General features: G+C 70.8%; 13 protein-coding genes and 1 pseudogene. 10 read left to right on the top strand and 4 right to left on the bottom strand.

Features of this window, described 5'->3' with window-relative positions:
- Nucleotides 1-12: 12 nt before the first annotated feature.
- The 4 genes from EXE47_RS08075 (at nt 13) to EXE47_RS08060 (ending at nt 5,372) form a co-directional block, all read left to right on the top strand.
- Entirely contained in the window at nt 13-765 is a 753-nt protein-coding gene (locus EXE47_RS08075; protein WP_049929628.1) for a proteasome assembly chaperone family protein, read from the top strand.
- A gap of 127 nt (nt 766-892) precedes the next feature.
- Nucleotides 893-2,059, top strand: a complete 1,167-nt coding sequence (locus EXE47_RS08070; protein ID WP_089307681.1) for a thiolase domain-containing protein — start codon at nt 893-895, stop codon at nt 2,057-2,059.
- Nucleotides 2,056-2,520 (top strand): Zn-ribbon domain-containing OB-fold protein, encoded by a 465-nt coding sequence (locus EXE47_RS08065; protein WP_049929630.1) that lies wholly within the window; start codon nt 2,056-2,058, stop codon nt 2,518-2,520. Before EXE47_RS08070 ends, EXE47_RS08065 begins: the two co-directional genes overlap by 4 nt.
- Nucleotides 2,521-2,660: 140 nt before the next feature.
- Nucleotides 2,661-5,372 carry a PAS domain S-box protein gene (locus EXE47_RS08060; RefSeq protein ID WP_089307682.1) on the top strand — a complete coding sequence of 904 codons (2,712 nt, stop codon included), beginning with the start codon at nt 2,661-2,663 and terminating at the stop codon, nt 5,370-5,372.
- A gap of 41 nt (nt 5,373-5,413) precedes the next feature.
- Here the strand turns inward: EXE47_RS08060 and EXE47_RS08055 are convergent, their stop codons facing one another.
- Nucleotides 5,414-6,181 carry a VOC family protein gene (locus EXE47_RS08055; RefSeq protein ID WP_049929632.1) on the bottom strand — a complete coding sequence of 256 codons (768 nt, stop codon included), beginning with the start codon at nt 6,179-6,181 and terminating at the stop codon, nt 5,414-5,416.
- 149 nt (nt 6,182-6,330) lie between these two features.
- Here EXE47_RS08055 and EXE47_RS08050 point away from each other — a divergent pair.
- The 3 genes and pseudogenes from EXE47_RS08050 to EXE47_RS08040 form a co-directional block, all read left to right on the top strand.
- A pseudogene (locus EXE47_RS08050) lies at nt 6,331-6,822 on the top strand (sensor histidine kinase); the annotation flags it as partial.
- Between the two features lie 30 nt (nt 6,823-6,852).
- On the top strand, nt 6,853-7,293 hold the full coding sequence (locus EXE47_RS08045) for an EamA family transporter (protein WP_049929634.1): 441 nt from the start codon (nt 6,853-6,855) through the stop codon (nt 7,291-7,293).
- 98 nt (nt 7,294-7,391) lie between these two features.
- On the top strand, nt 7,392-8,927 hold the full coding sequence (locus EXE47_RS08040; RefSeq protein ID WP_049929635.1) for an MATE family efflux transporter: 1,536 nt from the start codon (nt 7,392-7,394) through the stop codon (nt 8,925-8,927).
- Between the two features lie 49 nt (nt 8,928-8,976).
- Here the strand turns inward: EXE47_RS08040 and EXE47_RS08035 are convergent, their stop codons facing one another.
- Nucleotides 8,977-9,384 (bottom strand): DUF6069 family protein, encoded by a 408-nt coding sequence (locus tag EXE47_RS08035; RefSeq protein WP_137708105.1) that lies wholly within the window; start codon nt 9,382-9,384, stop codon nt 8,977-8,979.
- 295 nt (nt 9,385-9,679) lie between these two features.
- Here EXE47_RS08035 and EXE47_RS08030 point away from each other — a divergent pair, with 295 nt between their 5' ends.
- Complete coding sequence (locus EXE47_RS08030; protein WP_049929637.1) at nt 9,680-9,973, top strand: hypothetical protein; 294 nt, start codon at nt 9,680-9,682, stop codon at nt 9,971-9,973.
- A 140-nt stretch (nt 9,974-10,113) separates the two neighbouring features.
- Here EXE47_RS08030 and arcS read toward each other — a convergent pair whose 3' ends face one another.
- Entirely contained in the window at nt 10,114-11,946 is a 1,833-nt protein-coding gene (gene arcS, locus EXE47_RS08025) for an archaeosine synthase subunit alpha (protein WP_089307685.1), read from the bottom strand.
- Nucleotides 11,947-12,076: 130 nt separating this feature from the next.
- Between arcS and EXE47_RS08020 the strand changes: the two genes are divergently transcribed.
- Both EXE47_RS08020 and EXE47_RS08015 read left to right on the top strand, forming a co-directional pair.
- Complete coding sequence (locus EXE47_RS08020) at nt 12,077-12,580, top strand: hypothetical protein (protein WP_049929639.1); 504 nt, start codon at nt 12,077-12,079, stop codon at nt 12,578-12,580.
- A gap of 82 nt (nt 12,581-12,662) precedes the next feature.
- The gene (locus EXE47_RS08015) at nt 12,663-13,943 is read left to right on the top strand and encodes an amidohydrolase (protein ID WP_089307686.1); all 1,281 of its coding nucleotides are present in this window, start codon (nt 12,663-12,665) and stop codon (nt 13,941-13,943) included.
- A gap of 30 nt (nt 13,944-13,973) precedes the next feature.
- Here EXE47_RS08015 and EXE47_RS08010 read toward each other — a convergent pair whose 3' ends face one another.
- The gene (locus EXE47_RS08010) at nt 13,974-14,423 is read right to left on the bottom strand and encodes a Rieske 2Fe-2S domain-containing protein (RefSeq protein ID WP_049929641.1); all 450 of its coding nucleotides are present in this window, start codon (nt 14,421-14,423) and stop codon (nt 13,974-13,976) included.
- Between the last annotated feature and the right edge of the window lie 4 nt (nt 14,424-14,427).

Below are 14,427 nucleotides of genomic sequence, written 5' to 3'. Positions count from 1 at the left end.
GACGGACGGGACATGGAGGACATCGAGATCGACGAGGTCGCGACGCCGGAGCTGGACGACCCGGTGTTGATCGAGGGGCTGCCGGGCGTCGGCCACGTGGGGAAGCTGGCGGCCGAACACATCTTAGAGGAGTTCGACGGGGAGTTGGTCCGCCGGGTGTACGCCACGGAGTTCCCCCCGCAGGTGAGCGTCGACGACGAGGGGGTCGCGGAGCTGACCTGCGCGGAGTTCCACGCCGTCGAGACGGACGGCGCCGACCTGCTCGTGCTGACCGGCGACCACCAGGCCGGGTCGAACGCGGGCCACTACCGGCTCACCTCGACGTTCCTCGACGTCGCCGCGGAGTTCGGTGCCGAGCGCGCGTTCGCCCTCGGGGGCGTCCCGACCGGCGAACTCGTCGAGGAGTACACCGTCCTCGGCGCGGTCTCCGACGGCGACCTCACCGCCGACCTGGAGGACGCGGGCGTCGAGTTCCGCGCGGACGAACCGGCCGGCGGCATCGTCGGCGTCTCCGGCCTCGTGCTGGGGCTCGGCGGTCGCCGCGGCTTCGACGCCACGTGCCTGATGGGCGAGACGAGCGGCTACCTCGTCGACCCGAAGAGCGCGCGGGCCGTGCTGGAGGTCCTCGAAGCCGTCCTCGATCTGCGCGTCGACTACGAGAGCCTCGAGGACCGCGCCGAGGAGATGGAGGAGGTCGTCGGCAAGATCCGCGAGATGCAGGAGGGGCCGGCGGTGCCGGACGACGACCTCCGGTACATCGGCTGAGCGCGGGCAGACCCTCGACGCAGTCCGGCAATTTTTCTCTTCCTCGCCCACGCGCTGCTCCGCCGTCCGCCGACCGGGACTCCCGCTTCCGGCAGAGCTAAACCGCATCCCCGATCATCGTTCGTGTATGTCTGAGGTACGCGTCGCCGGTGTCGGGCTCACACCCTTCGGCAGCCACCCTGAACGGACCGGCCGCGATCTGTTCGCGGAGGCCGCGCTCCGGGCGTTCGAGGACGCCGCAGTGGCTCGGTCCGACGTCGAGGAGCTGAACTACGGGAACTTCATGGGCTCGCTCGCCGAACACCAGGGCCACCAAGCGCCGCTGATGGCCGAGGCCGCCGGGGTCCGCTGCCCGGCGACGCGCTACGAGTCGGCCTGCGCGTCGGCCGGGGTCGCGGTCCGCGAGGCGGTCCGGACGGTGGCGGCCGGCGACGCCGACGTGGTCCTCGCGGGCGGAATGGAACGGATGACGAACCTCCCGACCGACGAGGTGACGGAAGGGCTCGCCATCGCCGCCGACGACCTATTCGAGGTCCGGTCGGGCGTGACGTTCCCCGGCGCGTACGCGCTCATGGCGAACGCGTACTTCGACGCCTACGGCGGGACCCGCGAGGACCTCGCGCACGTCGCGTCGAAGAACCACGCCAACGCGGTGCCGAACGAGTACGCCCAGTACCGGAAGGAGGTGTCCGTCGACGAGGCGATGGACGCCCCGCCGGTCGCGGAGCCGCTCCACCTGTACGACGCCTGTCCGATCACCGACGGCGCGAGCGCGCTCGTGCTCGTCTCCGAGGAGTACGCGGCCGAGCGCGACCTCGACGCGCCGGTCGCGGTGACGGGGACCGGACAGGGGACCGACCGGATGGCGCTCGGCGACCGCGACAGCCTCGCGCGGACGCCCGCGGCGGACGACGCGGCCGACGCGGCCTACGCCGACGCCGACATCGGTGCCGACGCGGTCGACGTCGCGGAGGTCCACGACTGCTTCACCATCGCCGAGGTGCTGGCGCTGGAGTCGCTCGGACTGTTCGAGCCGGGTGAGGGGATCGCGGCGGCCCGAGAGGGCGTCACGACCGCCGACGGCGACCTCCCGGTGAACCTCTCCGGCGGCCTGAAGGCGAAGGGCCACCCGGTCGGCGCGACCGGCGGCTCGCAGATCGCGGAGCTGACCCGCCTACTGCGGGGCGACCACCCCAACAGCGACCACGTTCCGGACGCCGAGGTCGGCGTCGCGCACAATGCGGGCGGGACCGTCGCGAGCGCGGTCGTCCACGTGCTGGAGGTGGCGGAATGAGCGACGACGGCGCGGACGCGGCGGACGCCTCGTCGCCGACGGACCGAGAGTACGCCGAGTGGCTCGACGCGCTCGCAGACGGGGACGGGTTCGCGGTCGTCTGCCCGGAGGGGCACGGTTCCCTTCCCCCGCGGCGGGTGTGTCCCGAGTGCGGCTCCCCCGAACTCTCGCGGGAGCCCCTCGACGAGACGGGGACCGTCGAGACGTACAGCGTCGTCCACGTCCCCTCGCCGCGCTTCGCCGACGACGCGCCGTACGCGACCGCGGTGGTCGACTTCGGCCCGACGCGGCTCACCGGCGTGGTCCGCGACGGCGACGCGGAGCGAGACGGAGACGACGCCGCCCCGGCGGTCGCGATCGGCGACGCGGTGACGGTCGATATCGGCGAGCGGGCCACCGACGGCGAGCGGCTGGTCGCCTTCCGTCCGGCCGCCGGTGAGACCCCGGCCGAAGACGAGTGAGCCGCGAGCGGCGGGCTGACGGACCGGTTCGGGAGCCCCGGGCGATCGCGGCCGGCGACCGCTGACCGCTCGGACGGAGCCGACCGCTCGACGCCTGCGGGGCAAAACCGTTATACCCGAATGGTAAGTAATCCGAGTGTATGACCGACCGCATCCCGGTCCTGCTCGTCGACGACGACCCGGACCTGCGTGCGGTCGTCGCGTCGTTCTTACGGGAGGAGCGAGACCGGATCGCGGTCGAGACGGCGCCCGACGCGGCCGCCGGACTCGAGACGCTGTCGGAGCGCGACGTGGAGTGTATCGTCTCCGACTACGAGTTGTCCGGTCGAGACGGCCTCGATCTCCTCGACGAGGTCCGTGAGCGCGACCCGGACCTTCCCTTCATCCTGTTCACCGGAGGGGGGAGCGAGGCGGTCGCGAGCGAGGCGATATCCGCGGGCGTCACCGACTACATGCGGAAGTCCAGCGACACGGAGCAGTGCGAGCGGCTGGCGGACCGGATCGTCGAGGCCGTCGAGCAGCGGCGGGCCGAGCGGGAGGCCGAGCAGGCCGTCGGACAGTTCCGCGCGGTCGCAAAAGGGGCGTCGGACGCGATCCTGTCGGTCGACACCGACGGCGTGATCCGGTTCGCGAACGCCGCCGTCGAGCCGATGTTCGGGTACGAACCGGCCGATCTGGAGGGTGAACCGCTCACGACGCTGATACCGGAACGACACCGCGACGACCACCTCGAGGCGGTCGATCGGTATCTCGCCGACGGCGAGCGGAGCGTCGACTGGTCAGACGTCCGGTTCAACGCGCTCCACCGCGACGGCCACGAGGTCCCCGTCTCCATCTCGTACGGTGAGTTCACCGCGGACGGCGAGCGGCGGTTCGTCGGCGTGGTCCGCGACGACAGCGAGCGCGAGCGACACCGGGCGTTCATCGAACACGCCGGCGACGTGGTCACGGTGCTGTCGAGCGACTGGCGATTCCGGTACCTGAGTCCGTCGTGCGAAAGCGTGATCGGCTACGCGCCGTCGGACCTCCTCGGCGAGCGGGCGCTGGAGTACATCCACCCGGAGGATCGAGATGCCGTGAGTGAGGCGCTCGGCGCGCTCGAGGGCGACGGGGACCCCCCGACCGCCGAGTACCGGTTCCGAACGACCGACGGCGGCTACCGCTGGCTCGAGTCCGTCGGCAGCGACCGGATCGAGACGGACGGCATCGAGGGGTACGTCGTCACTACGCGCGACATCTCCGAGCGGAAGGAGCGCGAGCGGACGCTCGCGAGCCTCCGGGAGTGGACGCGGGAGCTCAACTACACGCGAACCACCGACGAGGCGGCCGAGCTGGCGGTCGAGGCGGTCGACGACCTGATCGACGCCGGGTTGAGCGGGATCCACCTGCTCTCGGAGGACGGCGAGAGCCTCCAGCCGGCCGCGCTCGGCGACTCTGTGCCGATGCTGTTCGAGGAGCAGCCGTCGTACGACCGCGACGCGCCGGCAGGATCGCGCGCGGCGCTGGCGTGGGGCGCCTTCCGCGGCGAGGGGTCGGTCGTCATCGACGAGCTCTCGTCGTCCGATCGGTTGGACGAGCCTTCCCCGGCGGAGAGCCTCGTGTTGGGCCCGATCGGCGACCACGGGCTGTTCGTCGTCTCCTCCCCGGACCCGCACGAGTTCACCGACACCGACGTCCTCGTGGCGGAGATCCTCACCGACCACCTCGAAGCGGCGCTCGACCGGATCGAGCGCGAGAGCCGCGTCGAGCGGCTCCACGGCGCCACGCGGACGCTCGTCCGCGCGGAGTCGCGGGAAGCGATCGCCGAGCAGGCCGTCGCGGCCGCCACCGACGTCCTGGAGTTCTCGATCGTTACCGTCCGGCTCTACGACGAGGCGGCCGGCGGGCTGGTCCCGGTCGCCGTCTCCGACCGCGCGACGGAGGTGTTGCCCGAGCGGGAGACGTTCACGCCGGACGGCGGGAGCCTCAACTGGGCGGCGTTCGAGGCGGGCGAACTCCGGAAGTTCGACGACATCCGGACGACCGACGCGCTCGACGTCGACACGCCGCTCCGGAGCCTGCTCATCGTTCCGATCGGCGAGTTCGGGACGATATCGATCGGCGAGACGGAGCCGGGCATGCTCGGCAGCGTCGACGAGTACCTCGCCGGAATCCTGGCGACCGCGGCCGAGACGGCGTTCCAGGCCGAGGCGCGCACCCGTCGCCTCGCGGATCGGACTGCGGAGTTGGAGCGGCAGAACGACCGACTAGAGGAGTTCGCCGGCGTCGTGTCACACGACCTCCGGAACCCGCTCGAAGTCGCGCGGGGCCGGACCGAACTCGCTCGCGAGGAGTGTGACAGCGAACACCTGGCGGCGGTCGAGCGCGCCCACGACCGGATGACCGCGCTGATCGACGACCTCCTCACGCTCGCGCGCGAGGGCGACCCCGTGACCGACGCCGAGCCGGTCGACATCGCACGGGTCGTCGGCGCCTGCTGGCGGACCGTCGACACCAGCGACGCGACGCTGCGCACCGAAGTCGAGGGGACGGTGGTCGCGGACGAGGGGCGACTCAAACAGCTGTTAGAGAACCTGATCCGGAACGCGATAGAACACGGCGGCGAGGACCTGACCGTCACGGTCGGATCGCTGCCGGACGGTTTCTACGTGGCCGACGACGGCCCGGGGATCGACCCGGACCTGCGCGGGACGGTGTTCGACGCCGGCTACTCCACATCGCAGTCGGGGACCGGATTCGGGTTGCGGATCGTCGAGCAGGTGGCCGACGCGCACGGCTGGTCGGTGCGGGCCGTCGAGAGCGAGGCCGGGGGGGCGCGCTTCGAGATCACCGGGGTCGAGTCGGCAGACTGACGGCGACCGCGGAGGAGAAACGGAGTCGGACGGCGGCGGACTCAGTCCCGCGTGACCAGTTCGACCTCGTGGCCGTCCTGGTCCTTCGTGAACGCGTAGTTGTGGTCACAGGAGGCGGGGTCGCGGTAGTCAGGGGCCTCGCGGGTCATCAGCGCGTCCCACGCGTCGTCGAGGTCGTCGACGCGGACCGCGACGTGGCCCCACGCATCGCCCATCGTGTACTCCCGGCCGTCGTAGTTGTAGGTGAGTTCGAGCTTCATCGCCTCCTCCGGCGCGTCCTCGGGCGCCACGAAGTAGTTCGAGAAGGTGTCGGCCTCCCAGCGGCCGGGGTACTCGGTGTACTCGAACTTGCGGGTCCAGTAGCCGAGCGCCTCGTCGGCGTCCTCGACGCGGACCATCGTGTGGTCGATGCTCCACTTCGCGCCGTGGTCGCGCTTGACGATCTCGATCTCGTGGCCGTCCGGGTCCTTCACGAACGCGTAGCGGTTCCCGCAGGACTCGGGGTCGCGGTAGTCGTCGACGCCCTCCGACATCAGCTGGTCGTACGACTCCTGGAGCGCGTCCTCGGGGACGCGAACCGCGATGTGACCCCACGCGTCGCCGAGCTCGTAGCTCCGGCCGTCGTGGTTGTACGTGAGTTCGAGGAGCGCGCCGTCCTCGTGAACGTCCTCGGGACCGAGGAAGACGTTGGTGAAGGTGTCGGCCTCCCAGCGGCCCTTCTCCTCGTAGTTCAGGTGGGTCTGGTACCAGTCGAGGCTCTCCTCTAAGTCCTCGACGCGGATCATCACGTGATCGAAGGTTCCGTCCATACGCGAGTTATCGGCCGCTCGTGTCAAAAGCGTACTGAACCCCGAAGGTGCCCGCGTCGTTCGACCGAGCCCGCTGATACCGCGAGCGCTCGCGTTTTGTTAACGCCTCACGGCGTGGGTAAGTGTAGATCGATACCCCACGACGCACGTCCGTCGCCGACGCGCGGGAGATCGATCCCGACGCGCGGATCGAGGTCGGAACGGTGTCGTCCGTCTCGGTGTCGGTGGTGCTGCGGGTCGTCTTGGAGAACCTCTGTTCGAACGCGGTCCGACACAACGACGCGGACGAGCCGTGGGCCCGGATCGACGCCCTCGTCGAGGACGGCTGGGTCGAGGTCACCGTCGCTGACGACGGTCCCGGCATCGACCCCGCGGAGTACGGCGTGTTGGACCGCGGCACCGAGACGCCGCTGCGCCACGGGAGCGGGATCGGCCTGTGGATCGTCAAGTGGGGCGTCGACCACCTCGGCGGCCGGATATCGTTCGCGGAGCGCGAGCCGAGGGGGACGGCGGTGACAGTCTGCGTCCCGGTTCACGACCGGGGCGGTTCGGACGCCGACCGCGAAGGCGACGTTCCCGACGACTCGCGGTCGGCCGACGAGTCGGCCCCGCTGGGGCCGCCGCCGAACGCGGGTCGATAGGCACTTGCCTCCGGGCGGTGACCCCGTGGTATGGACGCTACGGCCACGACCTACCTCCCGTACGCGCTGCTCGCCATGGGTGCGTACGCGCTCGTCTCGCCGCTGATGCGCGTCGCCACGACCGGTCCGAACGCGATCCCGAGCGACGTCGCCGTCGTCGTCTCGAACACGCTGCTCGTCGCCATGGCGCTCGGCGTGATCGCGTACACCGGACAGGAGTTCACCGGCCACCTCGCCTCGCCGAAGCTGGCGCACGTGCTCGCCGCGGGCGTGTTCCTCGGTATCGGGATCCTCGCACTGTACCGTTCGCTCTCCGCGGGTCCGGTGAGCGTCGTGACGCCCATCTTCGCGATGTTCCTCGTCTTCTCGTCGGTGATCGGCTTCCTCTTCCTCGGTGAGTCGTTCACGGCTCGGAAGGGGCTCGGGATCGTCTTCGCCGCCGCGGCCGTCTACCTCGTCTCGGGCGCCTGATCGGGCGACGGCTCGGCCCGCGACCCCCGCTCGATCCGGAACCGCCTGCCGCGTGACGAAACTCCTTTAGCCGCCAGCGGAAAAGGCGGGCATCTGCCGTGTCTCGCCTTCCGAACTCCCTCCGCGAGCTGATCTCTCGGCTGCCGAACCCCTTCCGCGCGCTGATCCTCTACATCGGCTTCGCCCTCGCGAGGGCCGGGCTGATCGACCGTCACCGGGTGGTGCGGACCACCGACCTCGCGTGGCCCCGGATCGTCACCGGGATCGCCCGGATGTCGAAGAACGCGGTCGACGTCGCGATGGTCGGCGTCGCGGTCGGCACGAGCGCCGTCGCCGGCGTCGGCTTCGCGGGGCCCTACTGGGGGCTCGCGTTCGCGTTCGGCGGCGGCGTCGCCGGCGGCACGATCGCCTTGGTCTCCCAGCGGTACAGCGCCGAGGCGTTCGGCGAACTGGGGGACGCGGTGCGCTCCAGCGTCCTCCTCGCGGTGGCGATCACGCTGCCGGTCAGCGCGGCGTTCTGGCTGTTCGCCCCCGCGCTCATCGACGTGTTGAGCAGCAACGAGGCGGCGATCGCCTACGGCGCGGACTACCTCCGCGTCGTCGGCCTCGGCGTCCCGTTCGCCGCGCTCAACCTCGTCGGGAGCCGCATCCTCGTCGGCTGCGACGACGCCTACACCGCGATGCAGGTCCGGGCCGGCGGCGCGGTCGCGAACATCGCCCTCAGCGCGCTGTTCATCTTCGGGTTCGGCTGGGGCGTCGAGGGGGCCGCGGTCGGCACCGTCCTCTCGAACGTGCTCGCGGTCGGCGGCTTCACCGTCGGCCTCGTGCGCGGGAGCGCCCCCCTCATCGGCGAGTTCCCGGTCGCGATCGACCCGACCGGCTCGTACCTGAACCCCGGCATGCTCCGCGACCTCGTCGAGATCGGCGTCCCGGTCGGGGCGCGCAACCTCGTGTGGACGGCCGCCGAGTTCCCGATGCTCGCCATCCTCGACGTGTTCGGGGAAAACACCGTGGCCGCGTTCGTCATCGCCCGCCGCATCTGGGGGATCATGAACACGCCCGGCTGGGGGTTCGGCCTCGCCTCCTCCAGCCTCGTCGGGCAGGAGCTCGGCGTCGAGCGCCCGGACGAAGCGGAGGCGTACGCCCGCGACATCATCCGCTTCTCGGTGGCGACGTACGCCGTCTCCGCGGTGCTGATCGCCGTCTTCGCCACCGACATCGTCTCGCTGTTCGCCGAGTCGCCCGACAGCCCGGAGATACCGATCGCCGTCAACCTCGTGTACGCGGCCTGCGCCGCGGTGATCTTCCAAGGCGTCTCCGGCGGGGCGGCCGGCCCCCTCGACGCCGCCGGCGACACGAAGATCCCCTTCGCGAGCCAGTTCCTCGGGATGTTCTGCGTGTCGATCCCGCTCGCGTACGTCGGCGCACACGACGCGACACCCGCGATCGACCTCCCGCTCGTCGGCCTCACGGTCCCCGAGGTGGCGCTCCCGGCGATCGGGCTGTGGGGACTCTACTTCGCGTTCATGGCCGAGACGACGATCCCCGCCGCGATCAACTACCTCCGGTTCCGGTCGGGGAAGTGGAAGAAGATCAGCGAGGCGTACCGACCCGAGGCGACCGCCGACGACTGAGGAGTGCGGGTTCGGCCGGCCTCGCGAAGGTGTAAACTCCGGAAGCTGGCTAACGCCCGAACGGAGTGTTCGGGAGCGCGATCATCGCGGTGATCGCCGGCGGGACGTGAAGCGCCATCAGCGCGACGGCCTCGCTCGTCGTCACGCCCTCGACGGCGACGAGCAGGCCGACATCGGGGACGAACGACAGGACGAGCGCGGCGACGGCGACGCGGACGAACGTCCGGTCCGGCGTCGCGGAGAAACGCGTGAGCGCCCCGTAGATAACGGCCGCACCGATCGTTCCCAACAGCGTCCAGACGACGATCGGGGGGTACCGGAAGAACTCCGTCAACGCCACGAGACCCCCGGTCAACGCGATCCACCCGAGAGCGAGATTGACGGCGACCCCGATCAGGAACGTCCCGGCCCCGCGGACGGCGAGCGTCCGAGCGGCTATCGGATTCCGTGCGGTCATGCCGACCTCCCGTCCGGGGACGGCCCGACGCGCGACGGGGTGTCGGCTCCGAGCGGCGAGTCTGTCGGGCGCTGCTTCGCGGTCGCAGCGACGGCGGTTCCACCACATCGGTCCGCCGCCTCAGCGTCTCTCATCATAGGTCGTATACAGGCGCCCTACGGATAAACATAGTGTTGTAAATAGTTCACAATATATACGGAAGAAGTAGCTGGAAATGAGCATCTGAAGAAAACTGACGCGGCGGTATTGCGTGTTAGGGGCAATAGTTATCCGGCGGCGAGACGTACTACCGTGTATGAAAGGCTGTGAGAAAGGCCGTCTATTCGGGTCCGCAATGATACTCGTCCAAGGGGTCGTCACCGCGCTCTTCCCGCGGGCGAGCGTCAGGCTCAGCAAAAAGATGATCGGGAAGAACTTCGACAACGCGTCGGAGCTCGAAGCGAAGCCGGCGTACCTCCGGCAGCTCCGTGCGATCGGCGTCGGTATGATCGCCGCGGGCGGGACGGGGTTGCTCCTCGAAGACTCCGAGGAATTGGAAACCGAACTGTCCGAACTCGGCGGCGCGGAGGGATCCGAGGCCGACGAGTGAAGCGCTCGCAACGCCGATAGTTCGGGGAACTTCTCGCGGAGCGCTCCCGAGTCGTAGCGGGCCGACATCGAAACGGGCTCCGGGTCCGGCGCGACAACTGAAGGCGATCGTCCGCCGAGGAGTTCACCGGAGCCGTCCAGTTACTTCTCCTCTCCGTGCCGCACCTCGACGGCGACGCCGCGGGTCGATCCCGCCATTTCTGGGCCAGACATCGCCGCGCGGCCGACCGCGAACGCCTTCGGCCCCTCGATGACGACCTCGTCGCCGACCCGAATATCGTCGTCCGCGTCGACGACGCCCGGCGCGAGCACGGAGCCACGCGGGACGAACTGATCGATCTCCACCCGCTTCGTCGGCGCGTCGCTCTCGACCCAGCGGCGCGCGCCGGCGAGGGTGAACGAGAGCGTGCCGTACTGCGGGACCATCGTCGCGAGCTGTTCGCCCGGCTCGCCCTCGCGGCCGGCGTCGGGCTCGTCGCCCCACACCTGGAGCTTGGGGTAGCGGCCGGTAGTGCGGACGTCGGCCTCGCCGCCGTATCGGTCGCCTCCGCCGCTCGCGCCGAGACCGCCGAACAGGTCGTCGCCCGCGCCGTCGCCGAGCAGGTAATCGGCGATAGCGCGAACCGTGTTGTGCTCGCGCTCCCGCTTGCTGTACGCCGGCTCGCCCTGGAGGGCGGCGTTCAGTTCGCCGAGCGACTCGTCGGTCGTCGGGTGGTCGACGCAGGTGTACTCGAAGTCGGCGTCGATCGCGGGGTCGCTCTCCACGCGCTCGCAGATCTCGCGGTACCCGTCCTCGGGGACGTGCGCGACGACGCGCGAGTAGTCGTTGCGTTCGAGATACCGCCGGAGGACCTCCGCGACGAACTCGATCTCGTCTTCGCTCCAGTCGCCCGTGACGACCGAGTCGTAGTGTTGAGCGGGGTAGGTCGTCTCGAGCTCCTGCGGCACCACGCCGATAGGGGAGGTAATCGAGACGGTGTGGCCGCGCCACTTGATCGCGTCGTGGAACTGGCGGTGACTCTGGGAGTCGCTGTACGGCTTCGTCGCCGAGCAGGGGACCAACACGAGCGGCTGGTCGGTGAACCGGTTCCGGTAGCGGCTCGTGACGCGGTCGGCGAACCGACGGATCTCGACGCGGTCGAGCGTCTCCGCCGACGCCGCCGTCACCTCCGCGTCGCGCATGAGCGGCGTCCGCTCCTCCAAGTACCCCCACTGGTCGTCGAACTCGCGGAACGCGGCCGTGAGCCACCCCTCGTGGCGGGCCTGCGCCTCGATGTAATCGCGCAGGCGGCCGCTCCGGATCCGCTCGCGGACCCGCCGAAGCTCGGCCCGCAGCGCGTTGGCGTTGTGGTCGGCGCAGTCGTCCCGGGTGAACTCGCTTCGGGGTTTCGCGCAGGCCGGGCAGGCGCAGGGGAGCTCCTCCAAGTCTTCGAGGAAGTGTTCCGCGTCGGCGGTGAGGTACATCCCCTGCGTCCCCTTCGTCCGGGCGCGCGTCGCGTCGACGAGGTCGGCGCCGGCGTACGCGAGGAGCGCGACGTTCCGCGGGGTCGCGACGCCGGAGAGGCCGAGCGCGGCGTCCGGCGGCAGCGCCGACTTCGCGCGGAGGATCGCGTCCCGGAACGCCTCGCCGTGGCCGACGAACCCCTGCGCGTCCGAGAGCAGGTACGCGTCGGCGCCGAGGTCGCGGGCGCTCCGACTGTCGACGACCGCGGCCGAGGGGAACGCGACGCCGGGGTGGTCGACCGCGAACGACTCGCGCACCTCGTCGCGGGTCCCCGCGGGGAACGCCCTGTGGGGAAGCACCGTCAGCGCGGTCTCGTCGCCGTCTGGGACCTCGCGGTCACCGGCCCAAAGACTTCCGGCGTCGTCGAGGAACGGGTCCGCCAGCGCCGGCGTGGACACGGGCTCGGCGAGGCGGACCTCCCCGAGCCGGGCGGCGCCGTCGCGCTCGTGGACCTCGAAGTAGTCGGTCATACCACCTCTCGCGGGGGGACCGTCAATTCTCTTGTGTTCCGGAGCCGCCGGGCTCCGAGTGGTTCGGCCGTCGACCTCGATCGAGTCCGGGCGCCGCAACTGTTAGGCGGGGCGCGGGCGTAGGATCGGTATGGACCCGACCGGCCCGTGGGACCGCGACCGCGTCGACGAGTTCCTCGCCGCCGCGTCCGTCCCGGTCCGCCTCGGCTGCCGTACCCCGGGCGACCGTCCGTGGATCGTCTCGCTGTGGTTCGCGTGGGACCCGGACGGGGGGAGCGCCGACGGTGGAGACGACGGCGACGGCGCGGCGCGGCCGCCCGGCGCGATCCGCTGTGCGACGAGCGCGAACGCCGATCTGGTCGAGTTCGTCGACCACGACGACAGCGTCTCTTTCGACGTGTCGACGAACGACCCGCCGTACAAGGGGGTCCGCGGCCGCGGCCGGGCGACGGTCCGACCAGACGATGGGAAGCGGCTCCTGCGGTCGCTCCTGACGAAGTACCTCGGCGGCACGGACAACCCGACCGCCGACCGGCTCCTGCGATCCGAGCGCGAGGAGGTCGAGATCCGGATCGAACCGGAGCGGATCCACGCGTGGGACTACTCTGAGCGGATGGGGACGGCCGAGGAGTGAGCCGCCCGCGGTCGGCTCCGATGCGGTCCCCGTCGCTCTCCGGCAGCCGACGTTTTAACCTGTCCCCGGGCCACCCACGGGTATGAGCGTTCTCGAAGACGACGAGTACCGCGCGTTCCGCCGCGACCTCCACCGCCACCCCGAGCCCGCGTGGCGCGAGTTCTACACCACCGCCCGCATCGTCGAGGCCCTCCGCGAGCGGGACCTGACGGAGTTCCACGTCGGCCCGGACGCGCTGGCGACCGACGAGCGACTGAACGTCCCCGACGACGAGGAGCTTGCGGAGTGGGAGGAGCAGGCGCGCGAGGCGGGCGCTGACCCGGATATCCTCGACCGGCTCTCGGGCGGCTACACCGGCTGCGTCGCGGTCGTCGAGCGCGGCGACGGCCCCGTGATCGGCCTGCGGGTCGACATCGACGCGCTCCCGATCACGGAGTCTGAGTCGGCCGAGCACGTCCCGGCCGCCGAGGGGTTCCGCTCCGAGCACGAGGGGTTCATGCACGCCTGCGGCCACGACGCCCACGCGACGATGGGGCTCGGCGCGCTCGACGCCGTCCTCGACTCCGACTTCTCCGGCACGCTCAAGGTGTTCTTCCAGCCGGGCGAGGAGCAGGTCGCAGGCGGGAAGCCGATGGCCGAGTCGGGCCACCTCGACGACGTCGACTACCTCTACGCGGTCCACGTCGGCCTCGATCACCCGTCCGGCGAGGTCGTCTGCGGCGTCGAGGGATTCCTCGCGGTGCGGCACTTCCTCGCGGAGTTCTCCGGCGAGCCCGCGCACGCCGGCGCGCGCCCCGAGCAGGGTCGGAACTCGGTTCAGGCGATGGCGGCGGCGGTCCAGAACCTCTACGCCATCCCGCGGCATGCCGACGGCCCCACGCGCGTGAACGCTGGGCTCGTCGGCGGCGGCACCGCGACGAACATCATCCCCGAGGAGTCGCACATCGAGGGCGAGCTCCGCGGACAGACGACGGAGCTCGCCGAGTACATGTCCGACCACGCCGACCGCATCCTCGACTCCGCCGCGGCGATGCACGACTGCGAGGTCGAGGTGTCGACGCTCGGCGAGGCGCCCAGCGCGACGAGCGACGACGCGCTCGCCGCCCTCGTCCGGGAGTCCGCGGGCGACGTCGAGGGCGTCACGAACGTCGTCGACAGCGACGACCTCGGCGGCTCCGAGGACGCTACGTACCTGATGAACCGCGTCCAAGATCAGGGCGGGCTCGCCTGCTACCTCGGCGTCGGCACCGACCACCCGGGCGGGCACCACACCACCGACTTCGACGTGGTCGAGGACGACCTGTCGCTCGGCATCGACGTGATCGCCGGCGCGATCCGGCGAGTCGCGGAGGCGCAGCCGTAGACGTCGCCGGTCCGCCGAATCTCGCCCCGTTCAGAAGGTGAGGTGCGAGCTCGACGACGGCCCCGCGCCGTCGTCGTCGTCCTCGTCCGGCAACCCCTCGCGGAGGTAGCTGAGGTCGTCGTCGGTCAGGAACACCGCGCCGTCGCGGACGGTCACGTCCACCGATCGGAGCGTCGTGCCCGCCGCCTCGCCGTTGTCGCAGCCGCCGTCGCACGCGTCGAACGCCGAACCGTGCTTCGGGCAGACGACGGAGCCGCCGCGGGTGACGGCGCCCACCGCCTCGCGGTGAAGCCGCTGGTCCTCGTGGGTACAGCGGTTGATCCACGCGCGCACCGGCGGGTCCTCGTCGTCGCGCTCATCCGACTCGTCCGCGCACGGCACGAGGAACACCTCGCGGTCCTCGTCGCCCTCACGAGCCGTGAACGCCCACGAGCCCTGCTCGCGCACCGTCTCGACGGTAGTGAGCCGGTAGCCGCTCACGGCC

It is taken from the genome of Halorubrum sp. GN12_10-3_MGM, assembly GCF_005435235.1.
GTDB lineage: Archaea > Halobacteriota > Halobacteria > Halobacteriales > Haloferacaceae > Halorubrum > Halorubrum ezzemoulense.
The sequence above is the reverse complement of the archived record's forward strand: the minus strand, read 5'-3'. Positions and strand labels throughout refer to the sequence as shown.

Excerpts from the sequence above, each read along its gene's own strand:
- EXE47_RS08075 (WP_049929628.1), top strand. The coding sequence starts at position 13 with ATGGAGGACATCGAGATCGACGAGGTCGCGACGCCGGAGCTGGACGAC.
- EXE47_RS08070 (WP_089307681.1), top strand. The coding sequence starts at position 893 with ATGTCTGAGGTACGCGTCGCCGGTGTCGGGCTCACACCCTTCGGCAGC.
- EXE47_RS08065 (WP_049929630.1), top strand. The coding sequence starts at position 2,056 with ATGAGCGACGACGGCGCGGACGCGGCGGACGCCTCGTCGCCGACGGAC.
- EXE47_RS08060 (WP_089307682.1), top strand. The coding sequence starts at position 2,661 with ATGACCGACCGCATCCCGGTCCTGCTCGTCGACGACGACCCGGACCTG.
- EXE47_RS08055 (WP_049929632.1), bottom strand. The coding sequence starts at position 6,181 with ATGGACGGAACCTTCGATCACGTGATGATCCGCGTCGAGGACTTAGAG.
- EXE47_RS08045 (WP_049929634.1), top strand. The coding sequence starts at position 6,853 with ATGGACGCTACGGCCACGACCTACCTCCCGTACGCGCTGCTCGCCATG.
- EXE47_RS08035 (WP_137708105.1), bottom strand. The coding sequence starts at position 9,384 with ATGACCGCACGGAATCCGATAGCCGCTCGGACGCTCGCCGTCCGCGGG.
- EXE47_RS08030 (WP_049929637.1), top strand. The coding sequence starts at position 9,680 with ATGAAAGGCTGTGAGAAAGGCCGTCTATTCGGGTCCGCAATGATACTC.
- arcS (WP_089307685.1), bottom strand. The coding sequence starts at position 11,946 with ATGACCGACTACTTCGAGGTCCACGAGCGCGACGGCGCCGCCCGGCTC.
- EXE47_RS08020 (WP_049929639.1), top strand. The coding sequence starts at position 12,077 with ATGGACCCGACCGGCCCGTGGGACCGCGACCGCGTCGACGAGTTCCTC.
- EXE47_RS08015 (WP_089307686.1), top strand. The coding sequence starts at position 12,663 with ATGAGCGTTCTCGAAGACGACGAGTACCGCGCGTTCCGCCGCGACCTC.